At 72.6% G+C, this 20,796-nt stretch carries 14 protein-coding genes; 9 read left to right on the top strand and 5 right to left on the bottom strand.

Going from position 1 to position 20,796, the window contains the following annotated elements:
* The first annotated feature begins 128 nt into the window (after positions 1-128).
* Positions 129-1,250, top strand: a complete 1,122-nt coding sequence (locus FHS13_RS01825; RefSeq protein ID WP_184286309.1) for a helix-turn-helix domain-containing protein — start codon at positions 129-131, stop codon at positions 1,248-1,250.
* The gene (locus FHS13_RS01820) at positions 1,232-1,789 is read left to right on the top strand and encodes a PIN domain-containing protein (protein WP_184286306.1); all 558 of its coding nucleotides are present in this window, start codon (positions 1,232-1,234) and stop codon (positions 1,787-1,789) included. The genes FHS13_RS01825 and FHS13_RS01820 overlap by 19 nt, the downstream gene beginning before the upstream one ends.
* A 90-nt stretch (positions 1,790-1,879) precedes the next feature.
* On the opposite strand, the gene FHS13_RS01815 is transcribed toward FHS13_RS01820, so the two are convergent.
* The 4 genes from FHS13_RS01815 to FHS13_RS01800 form a co-directional block, all read right to left on the bottom strand.
* Positions 1,880-6,841, bottom strand: coding sequence for a DNA repair ATPase (locus FHS13_RS01815; protein ID WP_184286302.1), 4,962 nt, complete (start codon positions 6,839-6,841; stop codon positions 1,880-1,882).
* 79 nt (positions 6,842-6,920) lie between these two features.
* Positions 6,921-8,966, bottom strand: coding sequence for an SPFH domain-containing protein (locus tag FHS13_RS01810; RefSeq protein ID WP_184286300.1), 2,046 nt, complete (start codon positions 8,964-8,966; stop codon positions 6,921-6,923).
* 173 nt (positions 8,967-9,139) lie between these two features.
* Positions 9,140-9,781, bottom strand: a complete 642-nt coding sequence (locus tag FHS13_RS01805; RefSeq protein ID WP_184286297.1) for a DUF1449 family protein — start codon at positions 9,779-9,781, stop codon at positions 9,140-9,142.
* A gap of 168 nt (positions 9,782-9,949) precedes the next feature.
* Positions 9,950-10,354 carry a nuclear transport factor 2 family protein gene (locus FHS13_RS01800; protein WP_184286294.1) on the bottom strand — a complete coding sequence of 135 codons (405 nt, stop codon included), beginning with the start codon at positions 10,352-10,354 and terminating at the stop codon, positions 9,950-9,952.
* 302 nt (positions 10,355-10,656) lie between these two features.
* Here FHS13_RS01800 and FHS13_RS01795 point away from each other — a divergent pair, with 302 nt between their 5' ends.
* Positions 10,657-13,470, top strand: coding sequence for an AfsR/SARP family transcriptional regulator (locus FHS13_RS01795; protein ID WP_343064869.1), 2,814 nt, complete (start codon positions 10,657-10,659; stop codon positions 13,468-13,470).
* A gap of 15 nt (positions 13,471-13,485) precedes the next feature.
* On the opposite strand, the gene FHS13_RS01790 is transcribed toward FHS13_RS01795, so the two are convergent.
* On the bottom strand, positions 13,486-13,638 hold the full coding sequence (locus FHS13_RS01790) for a hypothetical protein (RefSeq protein WP_184286291.1): 153 nt from the start codon (positions 13,636-13,638) through the stop codon (positions 13,486-13,488).
* A gap of 213 nt (positions 13,639-13,851) precedes the next feature.
* Here FHS13_RS01790 and FHS13_RS01785 point away from each other — a divergent pair, with 213 nt between their 5' ends.
* The 6 genes from FHS13_RS01785 to FHS13_RS01760 all read left to right on the top strand — a co-directional run bounded on the left by FHS13_RS01785 (position 13,852) and on the right by FHS13_RS01760 (position 20,773).
* Positions 13,852-15,123, top strand: a complete 1,272-nt coding sequence (locus FHS13_RS01785; RefSeq protein WP_184286288.1) for a helix-turn-helix domain-containing protein — start codon at positions 13,852-13,854, stop codon at positions 15,121-15,123.
* Positions 15,120-16,601: an argininosuccinate lyase gene (gene argH / locus FHS13_RS01780; protein ID WP_184286286.1), complete on the top strand. Its 1,482-nt coding sequence runs from the start codon at positions 15,120-15,122 to the stop codon at positions 16,599-16,601. Before FHS13_RS01785 ends, argH begins: the two co-directional genes overlap by 4 nt.
* 71 nt (positions 16,602-16,672) lie before the next feature.
* Positions 16,673-17,902, top strand: coding sequence for an ATP-grasp domain-containing protein (locus FHS13_RS01775; protein WP_184286283.1), 1,230 nt, complete (start codon positions 16,673-16,675; stop codon positions 17,900-17,902).
* A gap of 141 nt (positions 17,903-18,043) precedes the next feature.
* Complete coding sequence (locus FHS13_RS01770) at positions 18,044-18,451, top strand: cobalamin B12-binding domain-containing protein (RefSeq protein ID WP_343064868.1); 408 nt, start codon at positions 18,044-18,046, stop codon at positions 18,449-18,451.
* Complete coding sequence (locus FHS13_RS01765) at positions 18,448-19,728, top strand: methylaspartate mutase (protein ID WP_184286278.1); 1,281 nt, start codon at positions 18,448-18,450, stop codon at positions 19,726-19,728. Before FHS13_RS01770 ends, FHS13_RS01765 begins: the two co-directional genes overlap by 4 nt.
* A gap of 4 nt (positions 19,729-19,732) precedes the next feature.
* Positions 19,733-20,773, top strand: a complete 1,041-nt coding sequence (locus FHS13_RS01760) for a branched-chain amino acid aminotransferase (protein ID WP_184286275.1) — start codon at positions 19,733-19,735, stop codon at positions 20,771-20,773.
* Positions 20,774-20,796: the final 23 nt, after the last annotated feature.

The raw sequence follows: 20,796 nt of genomic DNA, 5'->3' as shown, positions 1-20,796 counted from the left end.
GTGTCCCGGCCCGTGGCCGGCGCCCGGGCGGCGCGCCCGGTCCCGGCAGGGAAGCCGTGAGCCCGGTTCGGTGCGGAGGAGGAGTATGGACCTTTGCCTGACACCTTCCTTGTTCTAATATCGCACACATGGTTCTTGATGCCCGTCACCTCGGTCTCCGCGTTGCCGAAGCGCGTCAGCGCGCAGGACTCACCCAGAGCGAGCTGGCACGCTCCGTGGGCCTGGACCGGTCGAGCCTGGCCAAGATCGAGACCGGTGCACGCCGCGTCACGGCGCTGGAACTCGCCCAGGTGGCCGAGGCACTCGACGAGCGAATCGAATGGTTCGTCGAAGAGGCCCCGCCCGCGATCGTGTCCCACCGCAACGTCACCGACCCCGGTGAGCCCAGCCCGCGCATCGATCGCGAAGTGGAGCTGCGTGCCCGGGCGGTCGAGTTCGTGTCCCGGCATGATCCGATGCTGCGCAAGGCCCTGGACCGTCTGCCTGTCTTCTCCGTACCTGCTGACAAGGAGGAAGCGGAGCAACTGGCGCACGAGGCTCGGATGCTCTTGGGCGCAGAAGCGGAAGGGCCCCTCAAGGAACTCGGCGCCAGGGTGGTCCGAGCAGGACTCGTTCCCTTCGTGGCCGACCTGGGCACAGAATCCGCGGACGCGGCCAGTGTCCTGCTGGAGGCCGGAGCCGTGGCTGTTGTCAACGGAGGTCTGCGTGTGGGCCGCCGGCGCCTGTCCCTGGCGCATGAACTCGGCCATGTGCTGATGGCGGACGAGTACACGGTCGACTGGCGCATCGACGGCGCTTCGACCCCTGATCTCCGCGAGCAGCTCATCGATCGTTTTGCCCGGGCTCTTCTGCTACCGGAGTCCTCGTTCCGTGATGCGTGGGACAGGTGGCTTGCCGACAAGGGAGCCCGTGCAGCAGCGGTGATGGCGGCAAGCTGCTTCCGCGTCGACATGTCCACGCTGGCGCGCCGGCTTCTGGAGCTCGAGATGGTCGAGGGCACCCAGGCCGCACAGGTGAGAACGACCAGAACCACCAGAGCGGACATCGTCGAACACGATCTCGTCGTCTCGGACGAGCTGGGTTCCGGCTGGCTTCCGCGAGACTACGAGGCTGCTGTCCTGCGCCTCTTCAGGTCCGAGAGGGTGAGCGGGGCGAGGGCACTCGAGCTGCTGTTCGGCACGTGGGATGCGGCAGACCTTCCCGAGCTTCCGCAGCGGAACGCATCGGCGATATGGGACTTCGTCTCGTGAACGGCGATCCAGGTGAGGAACTCGTCGTCGACACCGGTCCGCTGAGCCACCTGGCGGAAGCAGGATGGCTCGGCGTTCTGCGTTCGGTTGCCGGAGCGAGGAAAGTGGTCGTACCTGACGCGGTCGAGTACGAACTGCGCCGGGGGGCGAGCACCAGACCCCATCTCCAGCAGGTTCTGGGAACGGAATGGATCTCCAGGTCTGCACTCGACACGCCTTCCGAGAACGCTGCCTTCGCTCACTTCTCCGCCTTCCTGGTCTCCGGGGGGAGGAACATCGGAGAGGCAGCCGTTCTGGCCTACGCCCAGGTTCACGGGGCGACTGCGGTCATCGACGACGGGGCAGCAAGGCGTGCCGCCAAGGAGGCGAAGGTCAGGTACACGGGTACGCTCGGGTTGCTCTGCGAGGCTGTTCGTGCGGGTTTCCTGACGCTGGCGATGGTGAGCAGTGTGGCAGACCACCTCATGGAGACCGAGTACAGGCTTCCCTTCGGGCCGGGTGAGTTCGAGAAGTGGGCGCAGGAGAACGGAGCTGTCTGAAGGCTGCGGTGAGCGCTTCCGTGCCGCCGCCGGGGCACGCCCGGGCGGGTTGCCCCTGTGTGGGGTCCTCCCGCCCGGGGGCGATACCGATCACCCCTGCTCCCTCCGGTCGAGGGCCGTGCTGATCTCGCCGACGCGGTCGGCGAGCAGGCCCATGGCGCCGATGGCCCTGGTGAGCGGGTCGTCCTCGGCCCCGCCCAGGGCCTGGGTGCGCCGGTAGGCCGCCTTGACCGCGGCCCAGCGCTCCTTCTGCTCCGGAGTCATCACCCCGCGCAGCTCCGCCAGCTTGAGGAGGTTGGCCTCCGCGCCCGAGGTGAGGGTCTGGGCCTCGCCCAGGTAGTGGTCGTCGACCACCGCCTCGACCTCGTCGTCGTTCATGACCGGGACGATCTTCTCCGCCATCCGGTTCATGTTGCGGTAGGAGCCCTGGAGCTGGAACGGCGGTTCGGTGCGGGCGTCCTCCGACTGCGCCGCGGAGGCGATGTAGGCCTGGTTGACCGCCAGCACCGTCTCCTGGAGCCGCAGCAGCTTGCGCAGCACCGACACGATCCGCTCCGCCTCGACCGCCGAGTACGGGTGGTCGAGCCGGTCGAGGGCCACCGAGTCGTCGCCGCGGGCCATGCGCACGAAGCGGTACACGTCCTCGCGTCCGCGCGAGGACAGCGGCGCCAGCACCGGGTTGGAGGTGAGCGCGTTCTCGATGTAGCTGAGCGCGAACACCTCCTCGCGCCCCGACAGCACGTCGCCCAGGTTGTACACGTCGGCGCGGTTGGCCAGCATGTCCGGGATGCGGAACCGCTTGCCCTGCTCGGTGTACGGGTTGCCCGCCATGCACACCGCGAACCGCTTGCCGCGCAGGTCGTAGGTGCGCGTGCGGCCCTCCCACACGCCCTCCATGCGGCGCTGGCCGTCGCACAGGGAGATGAACTTCTGCAGCAGCTCCGGGTTCGTGTGCTGGACGTCGTCCAGGTACAGCATCACGTTGCTGCCCATCTCCAATGCGAACGAGATCTTCTCGACCTCCTGGCGCGACGTGGCGTCCGGAGCCTCGGCCGGGTCCAGAGAGGTCACCGCGTGGCCCAGGGCCGGGCCGTTGACCTTGACGAACACCAGGCCCAGCCGGTCGGCCACGTACTCCATGAGGGTGGTCTTGCCGTAGCCGGGAGGGGAGATGAGCAGCAGCATCCCGCTCTGGTCGGTGCGCTTGCCGTCGCCGGCCGCGCCCAGCTGCTTGGCGAGGTTGTCGCCGATGAGCGGCAGGTAGACCTCGTCCAGCAGCCGGTTGCGCACGAAGCCGCTCATGACCTTCGGCCGGTACTCCTCCAGCCGCAGGCGCTCGCGCTCGGCCGCCACCAGCTCGTGGCGCCGGTGCTGGAAGTCCCGGTGGGCGGGCACCTCCTCCAGGCGGAAGCGGCGGGTGCGCTCCAGGAACTCGTCGATCCGCAGCTCCATCGACCGGTTCCCGATGCGCGGGTGCGTGCCCAGGAGGCCGGTGACGGTCTCGCCCACGGCCGCGGAGGACGCGTAGCGCTCCACGTCCGCCAGTGCCAGCACCGCAGCCTCGGGCAGGTCGCGCGGGTCGGCGCCCTCCTCGGTGGAGGCGTACGCCTCCAGCCAGGCCGACACCAGCTGGTACCGGGCCGGCAGGTCGCCGCCGAGCGCGCGCAGGTCCTCCTCGAAGGCGCGGCGCGTGGTCGCCCGGGAGCTGCCCAGCGCCCGGTGGAAGCGGTCCAGCAGGGCGCGGGCCGAGGCCCCCGACACGAACCCGCGCTCGCCCGGGGAGTCCAGGGCCAGCTCCTCGAAGAGGTACTCGGCCACCAGGTCCAGGTCGGCGTCCTGGTGCAGCCCGGTGCCGGTGAGGAACCCGTCGACCGCCTCGGCGAGCTCGGTGCGCAGCGCGTCGATCGCGGGGGAGCGGCGCGCCCCGAACACCGCGCGGGCGCGGGCCAGCGAAGCCGCGCGCACGCCCCAGGCCCTCCGGGGCTCCTCGGCGGTGCCGAAGGCCCAGAACAGCTGGGCCACCGCGCGCACCGGAGCCGGGTAGCGCAGCAGGCCCGCACCGGTGCGCAGGCGCAGCAGCGCCTCCAGGACCAGCCCCGCGTCGTGGTCGTGCACGCCGCGCTCGTAGCCCTCGTCGTAGCGGGCCGACGCGGCCCGGCGTGCGACCTCGGCCGGGTCGGCCTCGCGCAGCCCGTCCAGGGTGAGCCCGTCGCGGCCCTCCTCGGCGGCGGCCATCAGCGACGCCGCCAGGTACTCGGAGCGGTACACCTCCGGGCTCTCCGAGACCAGCGGCCGGTCCCACAGGTGGCGCGTCCGCCCGAAGGCGGGATCGGTGACCGGGGACCGGAAGTCGGTGCCGGTGATCGCCACCGCCATCTCCCCGCCGTACGGGGTGAGGGTGATGTCGACGGGCTGGGTGTTGACCGCGAACTTGTGCTTGCCCAGGCGGACGGTCTCGCCGTCGTACAGGTCGCTGCGGTCGCGCAGCGCGCGCCCGGCCTCCTGGCGGGCGGCCAGCAGGCGCCCCTCGAGCTCCTCGGCGCGCACGCTCTCGCCGAGTTCGCGCATCTCCTCGACGGTGCGCCGCAGCCGCGCCACCATCGCGTCGGAGGCGAAGTAGGTGTTGACGTCCTCCAGGGTGGTGAGCGAGGCGACGCGCCGCCGCACCCCGTCCAGGACCCGCTCGGCGGAGGAGGACAGCCGGTCGGCCCGCCGCGCCCGCTCGTCCACGAGGGTCTGCTTGCGGGAGGAGAACGCCTCGTACACGTCCTCGCGCTTGTCGGCCAGCTCGGCGAGGAAGTCGTCGAACTCGGCGAAGCGCGACTCCAGGTCCTCCAGCCGGAGCATGATCCGCCCCAGCTGCTCGTCGCAGCGGTCGGGGGTGTCGGCGGCGGCGAGCGCGCCCGTCACCGCCTGGCCCAGCAGGGCGAACTCGGCGGCGAACTCCGCCCGGCCCTCCACGGCCAGCAGTTCCCGGCGCCGCGTCTCCAGCACGGCGCGCGCCCGGTTGGTGCCGGCCAGCACCTCGCTGATCCGCTCCAGGATGCGCGTGCGCACCTGGGCGTCGCCGATGTCGAGGGAGCCGATCACCTCGGTGACGGTCTGCAGGCCCTCGGTCAGCTCACCGATGCGCTCGCCGACGGCCGCGGCGGCGCTCACGGCGTCGAGGGCCTCGGCGTCCTCGGCGAGCCGCTCCACCTCGGCGCGGTAGCCGTCGAAGGCGTCGTCGCGCTCCAGGAAGGCGACCGTGCGCCGACCCGCGGAGGCGATCTCCTCGCCGAGCCTGCGGTCCAGCTCCTCCAGGCGCCCGGTGTCCACGTGGCGGACCTCGCGCAGCGTGGCGGCCCGCCCCTGGGCGCGCCGCAGCCCGGTCAGCCGCTCCACCCAGCCCTCCGCCGTCCGGGGCGCCTCGCCCCGCGCGGTGCGGATGAGGGAGGCGGCCTCCTCCTCGGCCTCCGCCAGTGCCTCGGCCGCCTGCCGGGTGAGGGCCTGGACGGCCTCGAACTCCTCCAGGACCCGTTCCGCGGTGGCGCGCACCTGATCCAGCGGCTCGGCCAGGTCGCCGAGTTCGGCCTCGCCCAGCCAGTGGAACCGGTCGGCGACGCTGCGGCAGGAGGCGATGAGCGCTTCGAACACCTCGGTGGAGGGGCGCATCTCCTCGGCCATGCGTGCCACGGAGAGGCATTCGGAGACGCCGCGCACCAGCTCGGCGTTGCCCACCCGCTCCAGCGGACCGGTGCCCGCCGGCTGGGCGGCCGCGTACACGTCGGACACGTAGGGGGTCTGCCACACCTGCATCGGGTGCACCCGGGTGGGGCCGTCCGCGCTCTCGCGGAACACCGCCATGGTGCCGTCGTCGAACAGCGAGTACCCGTGGCAGACGATCGGGGCGGCGACCTCCTTGCGGATGGTGTTGTACGACAGCAGGAGGCTGCGCCCGTCGGCCCTTGAGTGGAAGACGTACAGCACGTCCTCCCCGTTGGGGGAGCGCACCACGCGCTCGAACTCCAGGCCGGTGACGTCGGTGTCGAAGGTCCGGACCGCTCCGGTGGACAAGTAGTGGCCGCCGGGGAAGATCAGCCCCTGGTCGTCGGGCAGCCGCCGGCACGCCTGGCCGATCCCGTCCAGGCGCAGCACGTCCTTGGTGCGGGTGTTGAAGACCAGATGGCGCCACTCGGTCTCGTTGTAGGGCAGGATCCGCAGCAGGATCAGCGATCCCACGCGGGCGTACATCACCGAGGCGTCGGCCAGGCTCTGCAGCGGCTCGTCGACGGGTTCGCTGTAGATCCCCTCACCGGACTCGGTGTTGTCCTCGACCTTGACGGTGAGGTCGCCGCCCACCGTCTCCACGAACACCTCGTCGAGGATCGAGATGTGCGGGTGGCGGCCCTGGACGTGGTCCTCGCGGGTGGCCTCGGTCCAGGTGAAGTCGTGCGAGGGCGGGAACACGTGGTCGCGCTCGCCCCGGTCGTCGAGGTAGGCCGTCTCCCCGGTGGGGGAGACCGACCAGCGCAGCACGCGGACGTCCTCGGTGCGCGGCCCGGTCTGGAAGACGGCGAGGAGGCGGCCCTCCAGCCGGCGCAGCTGGAGCAGCCGCGTGTCGCGGTAGTAGCGGTAGAGGTTGGCGAAGTCCTGGCGGAACCGCTCGTCGGCGAGCAGCCCCGGGACGGAGTCCTCGGACATGTCGGAGAACGAGAGCGCGTCGCCGTCGCGCTCGAACCGGTGCAGCGAGAACACGTCGGAGACGTGCGTCTCCCGCTGCATGCCGAGGAAGACGTTGTAGCCGAACAGCATGGTGTCGCCGACCGAGTGGCCCACGCCGGCGACGTCCCGGGGCACGCAGTTGTGCTCGGTGCGGATGCGCTCGGTGCCCAGCAGCGCCAGTTCGGTGCCGCCGAACACCTCCAGGCGGCGGGCGTTGAGCTCCTCGGTGCGCCGGGCGAGCTCGCCGGTCTGCTCGCGCAGGCGGGTGCGGAGCACCTCGTAGGTGCCCGAGTCCAGGCCGGGGGCCTCGGGCGCGCTGTCGGGTGCGGTGGACGGTCCCTCGGTCAACGTGCGGTCACCTCTTCGCTCTGGAGCTCTCACGCGGGGGAAAGGGGCGGGCCCGAGGGCCCGCCCCTGCCGGGAACGGTCAGTTCTTGACCGCGTTGCCGTTCAGCGCGGACAACGGCATCGAGTCCACGCCCAGCTTCCGCGCGGAGGCCAGCAGCTGGTCGAGCTTGGCGGCGTCGGGGCCGCCGGCGCCGATCAGCTTCATCAGCAGGGCGGAGAGGGTGAGGTTCTTGACGTCCTCGCTGCCCGCCGCGGCCAGGGCCCGGCCGAGCACGGAGTCGGTGCCGCCGTCGAGCAGGGACTCCCCGAGGGAGCGCACCGACTCGGAGTTGGCCACGAATCCGTCCACGGCCTTGCCCATGCCGATGGAGTTGACCATGCGGTCGAAGAACGCGCCGTCGCCGCCGACGATGTTGATGTCGGCGCTCTCCAGGCCGGTGGCCAGGACGGTGGCCTGGGCCTCGGCGACCTGGCGGTGGACGTCGATCCCGGCCAGGCGCACCTCCTTCTCGGCCTCCAGGCGCAGGCGGTACTCCTCGTGCTCGCGGCTGACCTCGTCCAGGGCGGCCATCGCGCCGGCCTTCTCGTGCAGGCCGGCGGCCTCGGCGCGCAGCTTCTGCTCGACGGCCTCGGCCTCGGCCAGCGCCTTCTCTCGGGCCACGGCGGCCTCGGCGCGGCCGACCTTCTCGATCGCCTCGGCGTCCTGCTCGCGGACCTGGACCTCGGCCAGCCCGGCGGCCGCGGTCTCGGCCTGGATGCCCTCGGCCAGGCGGATCTTGGCGCGGGTGTCGAGCTCGGCGGCCTGCTGGCGGGCCTCGGCGAGGGTGAGCTCCTCGGCGGCCTTGTGCTTGGCGGCCTCCTCCGCGGCCTCGGCGGCCTTGATGTCCTTGACCAGCCGCTCCTGGGCCTCGGCCTCGGCGTGGATGACGAGGGCCTGGCGCTCGCGCTCGGCCTCCTCCACGGTGCGCAGGCGCTTGATGGCCTCCTCCTGCTCGGCCACGGTGCGGTCGACGGCGACGCGTTCGCGGATCACCTCGGCGACCTCGCGGCGCTCGGCCTCGACCTCCTTGTCCTTGGCGATGCGGGTCAGCTCGGTCTCGCGCTCGCGGCCGATGACCTCCAGCAGCCGGTCCTTCTCGATGCGCTCGGTCTCGATGGCGATGACGCGCTCGCGGTTCTTCTCGGCGACGGCGATCTCGCGGCGCTGGTTCTCGTGCTGGACCCCGAGGGCCTCGGAGGTGCGGATGTTGGCGGTCTCGGCCTTGAGGCGCTCCTCGGCCTGGACGCGCGCGGTCTCGGCCTCCTCGCGGGCCTTGATGATCTCGATCTCGCGCTTGGCCTTGGCAGCGGCCTCCTCGCGGCGCTTCTCCAGCTCGGCGAGGGTCTCGGCGGTCTCGGTGTTCTGGCGGTCGATCTCCTTGCGGCGGTCGTTCTCGAACTCGTTGGTCCGCTTGTGCTCGGACGCGGTGCGCTCGGTGATCTTGGAGATGCCCTGCGCGTCGAGGATGTTGTTGGCGTCGTGCTGGTGCAGCGGCGTCTGCTCGAGGTAGTCGATCGCCACGTCCTCCAGGACGTAGCCGTTGAGGTCGGAGCCGATGACCGCGATGATCTGCTGGCGGAACTCCTCGCGCTGGGTGAACAGCTGCTCGAAGTCGAAGCGCTTGCCGACGGTCTTGAGGGCCTCGGCGAACTTGGCGTTGAACAGTTCCTGGAGCGTCTCGTGGTTGCTGGCCCGCTCGGTGCCGATGGACTTGGCAACCTTCTTGACGTCCTCCTCCGTCTCGTTGACGCGGATGAAGAACTTGACGCTGATGTCGGCCCGGATGTTGTCCCGGCAGGTCAGGCCTTCGCGGCCGCGGCGGTCCAGGTCCAGGGACTTGACCGCGATGTCCATGTACTCGGCCTTGTGCAGGACGGGCAGCACGACCGCGCCGGTGAAGGTGACGTGGACGTCGCGCGTCTTGGAGATGATCAGGGCCTCACCCTGCTTGACCTTCTTGAACATCTTCAGGACGGCGACGACCAGCAGGAGCAGTACGAGTACCGCGACACCGAGGGAGATGCCCACGGTCAGGAACGCCGCGTTGGCGGCTTCCTGGCCGGTGGAGGGAGCGCTCAGCAACACGTGGGGGCCTCTTTTCCGCGAGTGGACGGAAGGGAAGGCGGTCGGGGGTGCACGGGCGGGATGCCCTGGCCCGGGGACCGCTCACGGAAAGTGAGACGCGGTGCGACCGAACCCGGTTCCACTATTCGGAAGATTTCGCTCCCGGGGCGGAGGATCGCTGGGAGAAGGCCTGCTCAGGGCCGTCCGGGGTCCAGGGAGGGATCGAAGCCGGTGACGAGGAAGACGTCCTGCTCGTCGCTGCGCTCGAAGACCAGGGCGGTGCTGCCCACCGGCAGCACCTCACCGCCGATGGTGCGCACCGGGATGACAACGGTGGCCCCGCTCTCGGTGGTGATCTCGGCCTGCCCGAAGCTCTCGCCGGCCTCGCCGACACGGATCACGCAGGTGCGGCCCACCAGGTCCCGCTGGGAGGAGCCCCCGCGCCGGGGGAGGAAACGCTGCACGGCCATGACCAGGCCGCTGGTGAGCGCCCAGGCGGCCACCACCGCGATGACGAGCACGACCGCGCCCAGTGCCCAGGACAGGGCGCTGCCGGGGGAGGTGAGGAGACTGGTCACGATGCCGCCCATCATGCTCACGAACCAGGCGGAGAGCACCAGCGCGGTGATCTCCACCGTCACCGGTGCCTTGCTCAATCTCATGCGTTCCAGGACCGCGCTCGCACCCACCGGGCTGCCGTCGGCGTCCGCGGCGTCGAGCATCTCGGTGTCGGCCAGGCCGATCGCGACCACGATCCAGTAGAGGGTGACCACGGCGAGCACGGGTGTGAGGAGCACGGCCGGGAAGCCGAAGGCCGTGTCGAGAAACAGCCCCACGCGAGCCACACCCCTTGCGTCCACCGGGCCCCCGGCGGTGCCCGGAGGCTGCCGTCAGGACGGGGACCGTGCCCGGAACTCTACCGAACGCCCCAGTTCAAGACAGGAGGGAAGCCCCAGAATTGGCCGGAACCGGACACTCCGCTCCTTTTCTCGCCACGGCGGTCCTCAGTTGCGGCCGTTCCAGCAAAACCTCCGGCAGGACAGCAAAAGCCCGTGGCCGGACAGCGTGAACACGTCGACGAATTCCGTTTCGTACGTGTTTCCGAACGGTGCCGCGCGCCCGGTGAACCTGCCGATCGCCGCCACGGTGTCCCCTTCGGAAACCGTCTTGAATATGCGGTGGCGGCCGCGCGTGTAGGCCAGCGACTCCATTGCCGCTGCGGCCTCGTCCGGGCCGCGCGAGACCGGGTGGCCGGGGTGGTGCAGGCGTGCCTCCGGGTCGAGCAGCGACATGTAGCCCTCCATGTCGGCCTGGTCCAGATAGTGGTACGAGAGCCTCACGTGCTCCGCGCCGATGGTGGCGGCGACGTCACCTGCGGTGATGTCCGGGGCTCTGGCCTGGGAACGCATGGAAACCTCCTGGGGTCGGGCGTTCCCAGGGTGGGCCGGAGGGCAATCCGCCTGCTATCGCGGCGCTATCTTCCTTTTCGATAAAAAGTCAATTGGTGCTTCCCATTTTCCCTATTTGATGTGATATAAGTCCGAGTGTGCCGGGGTTATGTCCGCAGTGCCGACGGAAATGGGGCATCACCATAAGCACCGAAACAACCACCGTCAGTCATACGCCCCGGCCGTTCTTCCGCCTTCTCGGTTCACCGGAGGTCGAAGGTCCGGAAGGGCCCGTACGCATACCTCCCGGACGCCAGCAGGCGGTGCTCGCCTCCCTGCTGCTGGAACTCGGCCGGGTCGTCTCCACGGACCACCTGGTGGACGTCATCTGGGCCCAGGATCCTCCCGAGACGGCCCGTACACAGGTGCAGATCTGCGTGTCCCGGCTGCGCCGCCTGCTGTCCCCGCTGGGGACCACCATCGATACCCGGCCCCCCGGCTACCTCCTGCGCGCCGACCCCGGCAGCGTCGACGTCCACCTGTTCCGGGTCGCCGTGCGCGACGCGGAGATCCTCCTCAAGGAGGGCCGAGAGGAGGACGCCTCGGCCTGCCTCCGGGAGGCCGTGGAGTATTGGAGGGGCCCCGCGCTCTCGGGGCTCGACGGGGAGATCCTCCGCAACAAGGCCGTCCTGCTCGACGAGGACCGCGTCGCCGCTGTCGAGGCCTACATGGACATCGACCTGCGCCTGGGCCGGCACGCGCGCCTCCTCGGCGAGCTCGCCGAGCTCGTGGACCGGTACCCGCTGCGGGAGCGGCTGCGGGCCCAGCTCATGCTCGCCCTGTACCGCTCCGGCCGCCAGGCCGACGCCCTCCAGGTGTACCGGTCCGGCCGCGAGCTGTACGTCGACGAGCTGGGCCTGGAACCCGGGGGAGAGCTGAGGTCCCTGGAGGCGGCGATCCTCGGCTCCGACCCGGCACTCGACCTCCCCGTCCGGTACACCCCCGAACCGGGGCCCGGCACCGGGACCCCGGACGCCCGCGCCGGCACCGGCGCCCCCCGGACCCCGGACACGACCTCCGCAGCCCCGTTCCAGCTGCCGACCGCGGCCGCCGACTTCGTCGGCCGGCCCGAGGCCGTCTCCGCTGCCACCGAGATTCTCCTCGGAGACCCCGAGAAGGTCGGTATCGCCGTGCTCCTGGGCCGGCCCGGCGTCGGCAAGAGCGCCACCGCCGTCCACATCGCCCACCGCCTCGCCGAGGAGCACTTCCCCGACGGCCAGCTCTACTGCGACCTGCGGGGCAGCCACGAGTCGCCGCTGAACGCCGCGAACGTGCTCGGCAGGTTCCTGCGGGCGCTCGGCGTGCCCGGCCAAGCGGTGCCCGACGACCTCGACGAGCGGGCCGCCATGTACCGCGGCATCGTCGCCTCCCGCCGGCTGCTCGTCGTGCTGGACGACGCCGCCGCGGAGGCCCAGGTGGCGCCGCTCGTCCCGGGCAGCGGCGCGTGCGGGGTGCTCGTCACCTCGCGCGCACAGCTCACCGGGCTTCCCGGCGCGCGCCGCGTCGAACTCGGCATCCTCGACGAACCGGTGGCCCTGGCCCTGCTCGAACAGGTCGTCGGACCCGACCGGGTCCGGCGGGAGCCCGAGGCCGCCCGGGCCCTGGTCCGCACCGTCGGACGGCTGCCGCTGGCCCTGCGCATCGTGGCGGCGCGGCTGGCGGCACGACCGCACTGGAGCCTGGCCGCGATGGTGACGCGCCTGGCCGACGAGAGGAACCGCCTCGACGAGCTGGCGCACGGCGACATGACCGTCAGGGCCAGCCTCTCCCTCACCTACGACGGCCTCGGGGCGGAAGCGGCCCGGACCTTCGGCCTCCTCGGCGCCGCGGAGGGGCCGACCATCCCGGCGTGGGCGGCGGGCGCCCTGCTGGACGACCTCCGGCCCTTCCCCTCGGACCTGGCCGAACCGCTCGTGGACGCGCACATGCTCGACGTCACCGGCATCGACGCCGCCGGAGAACCGGTCTACCGCTTCCACGACCTGGTGCGCGGGTACTCCCGGGAGAAGGGCCGGGCCCAGGGCCTGCCGGGACCGGAGGAGACCCGGCGCCTGATCGGCGGATGGCTCTTCCTCCTGGAGGAGGCCAACCGCCGGATCCTCGGCACCAACCTCCTGCGCGTGCGGGGGCAGGGTGAGCGCTGGCGTCCCCCCGCCGCCTACACGGACCGCCTGCTGTCCGACCCCCACCAGTGGATCGACCGGGAGCTCCCCAACCTCCTGGCGGCCATCACCCAGGCGGCCCGGCTGGGGTTCGACGAGCAGTGCTGGGAACTCGCCTCGCAATTCTGCGTCTACGCGGAGAGGCGCGGCTACTTCGACGAGTTCGGCGAGGTCCTGCAGGTCGTCTCCGAGGCGGTCCGCGCGGCCGGCAACCGCCGAGGGGTCGCCGCCATGGACTTCGCCGCGTGCCTGCTGATGAGCAACGACCGCCGGACGGAGGAGGCCGACGAGGCGCTCTCCGCGTCGTTCGCCGGCTTCACCGAACTCGGGGACCGGTTCGGCCAGGGGCTGTGCCGGTCCTGGATGGCCGACTCCGCCCTGGGACGCGGGGACCGGAGCGGCGCGCAGAAGCTGGGCGAGGCGGCCCTGGACGACTTCGCGGCGGTCGGGGAGAGCGGGGCCGCCTGGCGGCCGCTGATCGTGCTCGGGCGCATCGCCGTGGACCAGGGGGAGCACGAGAGGGCGGACGCCCTCCTGGAACGGGCCCTGGGCTGCACGCGGGAGACGGGTGACCCGCGCGCACAGGCGCAGGTCCTCTACCAGAGAGCGCTGCACGACATGGCGCGCGCCGCCCACGCGGACGCCCGCGCGCACTTCCTCGACGCCCTGGACCGGATCGCCCATCCGGGGGACCCCGTCGGAGAGGCGCTCCTGCGCTTCGGTCTGGGCCGGGCCCAGGCGGCGATGGGGGACGTGGGGCCGGCCCGTGCGTCGATGGAGCAGTCGATCGCCCTGTGGGAAAGGCTGGGCGACCGGGAGGGCGCAGCCGAGGTGCGGGCCGCTCTGGAGGGGATCGCCGGTCTCGCCGACTCCGTCGTCACCGCGGCCGGGACACCGGGGGCACCGGGGAGCTGACCCCGGCGGGGCGGCCTACTTGGGCCAGTTGCCGCTGTCGGGGCAGGTGACCGTCTGGCAGGGGGGAGGCGGCGTCTCGGAGCCGTCGTCGGCCAGGGCGGGGGAGGCCAGCAGCGGGCCGAGGCTCAGGGCGGTCACGACGGTGAGGACCAGGGTGCGGACTCGCATGGGGGTTCCTTTCTCCGGGGCCTCTCCTCGAGGCGTGTCCCTACCGTAGAAATCCGTCCTGTTCCGCCCCTATCCCCGCGCTATCCCCGACCCGACCTGCGCCTCTCCCCTCATCCCGAGCACCGGTAACCGCGAGGACAGGGCCGTGATAGGCCTCTCCCCGACGGTGGTTCCACGTCCCAGCGAACGCTTCTGGAAAGGTCGTCGTGGAACATGGAACTCCGGGAAGAACAGCACTCCTTCGGACACCTCCTCCGCAGATACCGCCTCCGCCGTGAGATGACCCAACAGGAGCTGGCCGACTTCTCCACCATCAGCGTCCGCGCCATCAGGGACCTGGAGCACGGCCGGGCCCGCAACCCGCGCCGGGACACCGTGCGGCTGCTGGCCGACGGGCTCCGTCTCGGCGACCGGGACCGCGAGGACCTGAGGGCCGCGGCCGGCCGGGGACCGGGACGCAACCGGCTGCGCGCCGGGGCCCCGGGATCCGCCGGCGCCCCGCCCGCCGCCCGGACCCCCTTCGTGGGCAGGCAGGACGAGCTCCACTTCCTCACCTCCCGGATCTCCGCGTCCGAGGACCGCCTCTTCTCCGTCGTCGGGGCACCCGGGGCGGGCAAGACCCGCTTCGCACTCGAAGCCTCCGCCCGCCTCCAGCGCGACCTCGGCCTCCGCGTCGTCTGGTCCTCCGCCGACCTCCTCCGCGCCCCCGGGAGCCAGGGGCAGCCCCCCGGCGCCCCCGGGGAGGAGGGGCACGGGCAGGAGGCGCCCGACCCGGTGGCCGCGTCCGTCGGCGAGGAGGCCGCCCTGCTCGTTCTGGACGGACCCGGGACCGCGCGACCGGACCCCGGACCGGTGGAGGCCCTCCTGGAGGCCCACCCCCGCCTGCGTGTGCTGACCACCGCGCGCTGCCCGTACGGGACGGTGGACGAGCAGGTCTTCCTCCTCGAACCCCCCGGCGCCGGCGACGCCTCCGAGATCCTGCGCCACCACCTCCACCGGGCCGACCCCCTCGCGCAGGTCGACGACGCCCGGGCCGAGCGGATCTGCGCCCTGCTCGACCGGCTCCCCGGCGCCCTCGCCGCGGTCGCCACCTGGTCCGCCGTCTATGACCCGGCCTCCCTCCTCTTCCTCCTGGAGGAGGACCCGCTGCCCCTGCTCACCCCCCTCGGCGACGCCGGTGCCGAAGCCCGGGGCGCCGACACCCGGACGGCCCTCGCCTCGGCGATCGCCGACTGCCCCGAGGAGCAGCACCTCCTCCTGAGAGAGCTGTGCGACGCCGGCGGGGGAGCCACCGCCGCCTCGCTGGCCGGGGCCCGCGGAATCTCCATGGCCGACTGCGGCCGGGCCCTGGCCGGCCTGATGACCCGGGGGCTGGTGCTCCGCGACCGCAGGTCCGCGGAGTCCCTCTTCCACCCCTTGCGCCTGGCGGACGTGCTGGTCAGGGAACTCGACACTGCCGACGACAGGATGGAGATCGCCTCGTGAGCACCACAGGACGCCTCACCCGGGGGCTGCGGGCCGGGACCCGACGCCGGCTCTTCGAGGACGCCTCCCAGGACATCGGCGCCGAGCTGGCCCTCATCACCGAGGTCGACCTCGCCCACCTGGTCATGCTGGCCCGTACGGGACTCCTCGACCGGGCCCGGGCCGCCGCGATCACCCGAGCCGTCGTGCACCTGCGCGAGGAGCGGTTCGCCGGCGTGCGGGACCTCCCCCGGCCGCGCGGCCTCTACCTCGCCTACGAGGAGCACCTGAGCCGGCTGCTCGGCCCCGAGACCGGCGGTGCCCTGCACACCGGCCGGTCGCGCAACGACCTCAACGCCACCACCGCCGCCATGCGCCTGCGCGCCTGGACGCTCGACTTCCTGGAGCAGGCGCTCCGCCTCCACGCGGTGCTGCTCGGGCGGGCCCGCGCCCACCGCGACACCGTGATGCCGGTCTACACGCACTTCCAGGCGGCGATGCCGGTCACCTACGGGCACTACCTCCTCGGCATCGCCGAGGCCCTGGGCCGGGACGCCGACGCCGTCGCCGACGCGGCGCGGGGCCTGGAGCGGTGCCCGCTCGGTGCCGGTGCGGTCGCCGGCACCGACCTGCCCGTCGACCCGGCGGCGACAGCCGCGCTGCTCGGCTTCTCCGCACCCGCGCGGCACGCCACCGACGCCGTGGCCAGCCGCGACACTCATCTCCGGATCCTCGCGGCGGTCGCCGGGACGGGGGTCACCCTCAGCCGCCTGGGCACCGACCTCCAGCTGTGGAGCACCGCCGAGTTCGGCCTGGTCCACATGCCCGACCACCTGGTCGGCGGAAGCTCGGCCATGCCCCAGAAACGCAACGCCTTCCTCCTGGAGCACCTCAAGGCCAAGGCGGGAGCCGCCATCGGCGCCTGGACGGCGGCCTCGTCCATGGTCAAGTCCACCCCCTTCACCAACTGCATCGAGGTCGGGACGGAGGCGGTCGCCGCCTGCCGCCCCGGGCTCGACGCCGTGCACGAGGCGGTGCTCCTGGCCCAGGTCCTGGCGGGAGGCGCCCTGCCCAGGCCCGAGCGGATGGCCCGGCGTGCGGAGGAGGGCTTCACCACGGCCACCGCCGCGGCCAACCACCTCGTACGGGAGGGGGTGGCCTTCCGCACCGCCCACCACGCCGTCGGCGAGGAGGTGCGCAGGGCCCTGGAGGAAGGCCGCACCGGGCTGGACGCGGTCACGGTCGGAGGAACCCGCCGGCCGGTACCCGCACACCTCACCTCCCCGGAGGCGGCCGCCCGCGCCACCGGGGCCGGAGGGGGACCCGGTGCCTTCGACATCCTCTTCGAGCAGGCCCGCCGGGAGCTGCGCGCACGCGCGCTGCGGCACACCCGGGCCCGGCAGCGCCTGGCCGGCGCCCGCCGCGGCCTGGAGGAGGCGGTCCGCGAGCTCACCGCCCCGGTCGCCTCCGGCGGACGGCAGCCGGCGAGGACCCCTTGAGGCCGGACGGCGGGGACCGCCCCGCCGCCCGGACCGCACACCGCGCACACCACGACAGAAGGAGGGACCCCGTGTCCGCCACCCCGCCGAACCCCGACCGCCTGGTCCTCGTCGAGAGCAACACCACCGGATCGGGCCGCGACTTCTGCGACCGGGCCCGCGCCCGGGGCCTCGAACCCCTGCTCCTCACCCGCGACCCCGACCGCTACCCCTACGTCCGGGAGGACGCGGTGCCCGTGCGCGTCATCGACACCGCCGACCCCGAGGCGGTGCTGCGCGAGTGCCGCTCCCTCGGCGCCCGCGCCGCCGGTGTGACCTCCAGCTCCGAGTACCACGTCGCCACCGCGGCGGCCGCCGCACGGACCCTCGGTCTGCCCGCCCCCGACGCCGAAGCCGTGTCCCGCTGCCGCGACAAGGCCGCCCAGCGCCGGGCGCTCGCCCGGGCCGGTGTCCCCGGACCGGTCTTCCACGAGGTGCGCAGCGCCGCCGAGGGCGCCGCCCTGGCACGCGAGGCGGGCGGCACCGTCGTCGTCAAACCGGTCCTCGGCTCCGGGTCCGACGGCGTGCGCGCCTGCACGGGCCCGGCGGAGACCGCCGCCGCCCTCGCCCCCCTGCTGCGCGGGGAGCCGGGCCGCGCCCTCGTCGAGGAGTACCTCGACGGCCCCGAGTATTCGGTGGAGACCTTCGACGACCGGGTCGTGGGCATCACCGCCAAACACCTGGGCGCGCCCCCGCTCTTCCTGGAGACCGGCCACGAGTACCCCGCGCCGCTCCCCGCCGGAGTGGAGCAGGCCGTCGCGGAGACCGCCTTGGAGGCCCTGCACGCCCTGGGCCTGGGATGGGGGCCCGCCCACGTCGAACTCCGCCTGACCGCCGCGGGCCCCCGGATCGTGGAGGTCAACCCCCGGCTGGCCGGCGGCATGATCCCCACCCTGGTCCGGGCGGCCACCGGGATCGACCTGGTGGCGGCGGCGGTCGCCCGCGCCGTCGGCGAACCCCCCGCGACGGCTCCCGTGCGCGGAGGGGCCGCCGCCATCCGCTTCCTGTTCGCGGAGCGCTCCGGGACGGTCGCACTCGTGTCCCGGGACGGCGCCCGGACCTCCCCCGGTGTGGTCCGGGCGGCCGTCACCGTCCGCGAGGGCGACCGCGTCGAGGTCACGCACACGTTCCGGGACCGGATCGGCCACGTCGTCGCCGCCGCCGACCACCCGGAGACGGCCGCACGCAGGGCCGAGCACGCCCTCGGGCTCCTCGGCGTGCTCGTGGCCTCGGAAGGGGAAGTCACCGTTCCCGCCGACTGATTGCCTCTTCTTCTTCCGGTCCGCCGGGGACCCCGAGGGATACGTTTCTCACGCCTGACGAGAAGAACGCCCCCTCCGAGCCACTGGCGGTGTCCCATGAGGCCCATCCCCCAAGGCACGTCCCTCGCGGGTCCCGGACCCGTGACAGTACTTTCCGGAACCTCCTCCGACTCCCACACCTGGAACCTCGTCTTCCTCCAGCTCCTCCTGGAGGAGGCGGGGCACCGGGTCGACAACGTCGGACCCTGCGTCCCCGACGACCTGCTCGTCGACCGGGTGCGCGCACAAGAGCCCCGCCTCCTCGTGGTCAGCAGCGTCAACGGGCACGGGTACGAGGACGGACTCCGTATGATCACCGCCCTCCGCGCAGCCCCGGGAACGGCCGGGGTCACCGCGGTCATCGGCGGAAAACTGGGCGTCGACGGGGCCCTGGCCCCGGACCGGGTCCGCGACCTCCGCGACGCCGGATTCGACGAGGTCTTCGCCGACGGCGACGCCGGCGCCTTCCGCGGTTACCTCGAACGGCTCGTCCTCGAGGCGGCGTCATGACCCGCGACGACCTCCCCGACACGGACGCGTTCGGCTCCTTCGTCGCACGGGAGCACGCCCGGGGCCGCCTCGTGGTCCAACCGCGCATGGGGTTCGGCGACCCCCGCCGGATGCGGGCCGGACTCGCGGCCACCCGGGCCGCCGACGCCGCGTCGGTCGGCACCATCACGCTCGACAGCTACACGCGGGTGGGTGACAACGCCTCCGCGCGGCGCGCGGTGCTCGCCGGCACCGACCTCAACGGCTACCCCATCGTCGCCCGCCCCCCGGAGCAGACCCGCGAGGTCCTCGCCGGACTGGCCGGGCCGGACTTCCCCGTGCAGGTCAGACACGGCTCGGCGGCCCCGCAGGAGATCTTCCGGTCCCTGCTGCGGGCCGGGCTGACCGCGACCGAGGGAGGACCGGTCTCCTACTGCCTGCCCTACGGGCGGACCCCTCTGGAGCGGTCCGTCGCCAACTGGCGGGAGGGGGCCGCGATCCTTGCCGCGCACGCGGAGGACGGACGGTCCGCGCACGTCGAGACGTTCGGCGGCTGCATGCTCGGCCAGCTCTGCCCGCCGGGGATGCTCGTGGCCCTCAGCCTCCTGGAGGGCATGTTCTTCCTCCAGCACGGGATACGCGGCATCTCCCTCAGCTACGCCCAGCAGACCAGCCCCGCGCAGGACCGCGAGGCGATCCGCGCCCTGCGGCGCCTGGCCTCGGAGTTCCTCGGCGGTGCCCGGTGGCACGTCGTCCTCTACACCTACATGGGGCTCTTCCCCCGCACCCCCGGAGGAGCGCGCTCCCTGCTCCGGCAGGCGGCCAGGACCGCCGTGGAGGCAGGGGCCGAACGCGTGATTGTCAAGACCGAGGCCGAGGCGCACCGCATCCCCACCATCGGCGAGAACGTACGGGCCCTGGAGATCGCGGCGCGGGCCGCGGAGGAGACCCGGCCCGCGGCCGGCGGAGACCCCGACAGCGACGTCTACCTGGAGGCCCGGGCACTCCTGTCCGCCGTCCTGGAGCACTCCGACGACATCGGGACCGGGCTCCTGCGCGCCTTCTCCCGCGGCCACCTCGACATCCCTTACTGCCTGCACCCCGACAACGCCGGACGGGTGCGCTCCCGCATCGGCGACGACGGACACCTGCGCTGGGCGGACACCGGTTCGCTGCCCCTCCCCCCGGTGGCCCACCGCTCCGGCGCGGTGACCTCCGCCGACCTGATCTCGACCCTCTCCTACATGGAACGCAGACACGACAGCGGCGCGGCCCCCGTGCCCGAGAGAAACGGGTGAACCCATGACCGGCACGAAGACCACGGCCTACGGAAACGCCTTCACCGCCCACATGGTCCTGGCGGACTGGACCGAGGAGAGCGGCTGGTCCCCGGCGCGGACTGTCCCCTTCGGGGAGCTGCCCATGCACCCCGCCATGGTGGGACTGCACTACGGCCAGGTCGTCTTCGAGGGCCTCAAGGCGTTCCGGGGGCGCGACGGAGGCCTCGCCCTCTTCCGCCCCGAGGAGAACGCCCGGCGCTTCCGGGACTCCGCCCGCCGCCTCGCCATGCCCGAACTGCCCGAGGAGGTGTTCCTCGCGGCGGCGGAGGAACTGGTGGCGGTGGACGGGGGCATGCTCGGCGGCGACGGCTCGCAGAGCCTCTACCTGCGCCCCCTCATGTTCGCGAGCGAACCCGACCTCATGCTCCGGCCCGCACGCCGGTACACCTTCCTGCTCATCGCCTTCGCCACCGGCGGGCTCTTCGGCGACGCGGACGCCATCTCGGTGTGGGTGTGCCACGACCAGAGCCGCGCCATGCCCGGTGGGACCGGGGACATCAAGTGCGCGGGCAACTACGCCCCCACCTACCTCGCCCAGAACCGCGCCTCCGAGAAGGGATGCCAACAGGTCGTCTGGCTCGACTCGGAGGAGCGCCGCTGGATCGAGGAGGCGGGCGCCATGAGCCTGTTCTTCGTCCGCGGAGGCCCCGACGGGGCCCGGGTGGTCACCCCGGAGCTCACCGGTACGGTCCTGCCCTCCGTGACCAGGGCCAGCGTCCTCGACCTCGCCGCCGACCTGGGACACACCCCGGTCGTCGAACGGGTCTCGCTGGAGCAGTGGCGCAAGGAATGCGAGTCGGGCGAGATGACCGAGGCGTTCTCCTGCGGCACCGCGGCGGTCGTCACCCCCGTCTCCCGGGTCCGCGACGAAGGCGGCGACTGGACGATCGGCGACGGAACGCCGGGTCCCGTCACACGCGCCCTGCGCGGCGCCCTCCTCGACGTGCAGCACGGACGCGTCCCCGACCACCGCGGCTGGCTGAGGCCGGTCCCCGCCCGATGACATCCACTCCCGAATCACGACCG

The organism is Nocardiopsis algeriensis (assembly GCF_014203695.1).
Lineage (GTDB): Bacteria > Actinomycetota > Actinomycetes > Streptosporangiales > Streptosporangiaceae > Nocardiopsis > Nocardiopsis algeriensis.
This window is presented reverse-complemented; position numbering and strand designations above follow the sequence as displayed.

Bases quoted from the DNA above. Each gene is read 5' to 3' on its own strand.
- FHS13_RS01825 (WP_184286309.1), top strand. From the start codon at position 129: ATGGTTCTTGATGCCCGTCACCTCGGTCTCCGCGTTGCCGAAGCGCGT.
- FHS13_RS01820 (WP_184286306.1), top strand. From the start codon at position 1,232: ATGGGACTTCGTCTCGTGAACGGCGATCCAGGTGAGGAACTCGTCGTC.
- FHS13_RS01800 (WP_184286294.1), bottom strand. From the start codon at position 10,354: ATGCGTTCCCAGGCCAGAGCCCCGGACATCACCGCAGGTGACGTCGCC.
- FHS13_RS01790 (WP_184286291.1), bottom strand. From the start codon at position 13,638: ATGCGAGTCCGCACCCTGGTCCTCACCGTCGTGACCGCCCTGAGCCTC.
- FHS13_RS01785 (WP_184286288.1), top strand. From the start codon at position 13,852: ATGGAACTCCGGGAAGAACAGCACTCCTTCGGACACCTCCTCCGCAGA.
- FHS13_RS01765 (WP_184286278.1), top strand. From the start codon at position 18,448: ATGACCCGCGACGACCTCCCCGACACGGACGCGTTCGGCTCCTTCGTC.
- FHS13_RS01760 (WP_184286275.1), top strand. From the start codon at position 19,733: ATGACCGGCACGAAGACCACGGCCTACGGAAACGCCTTCACCGCCCAC.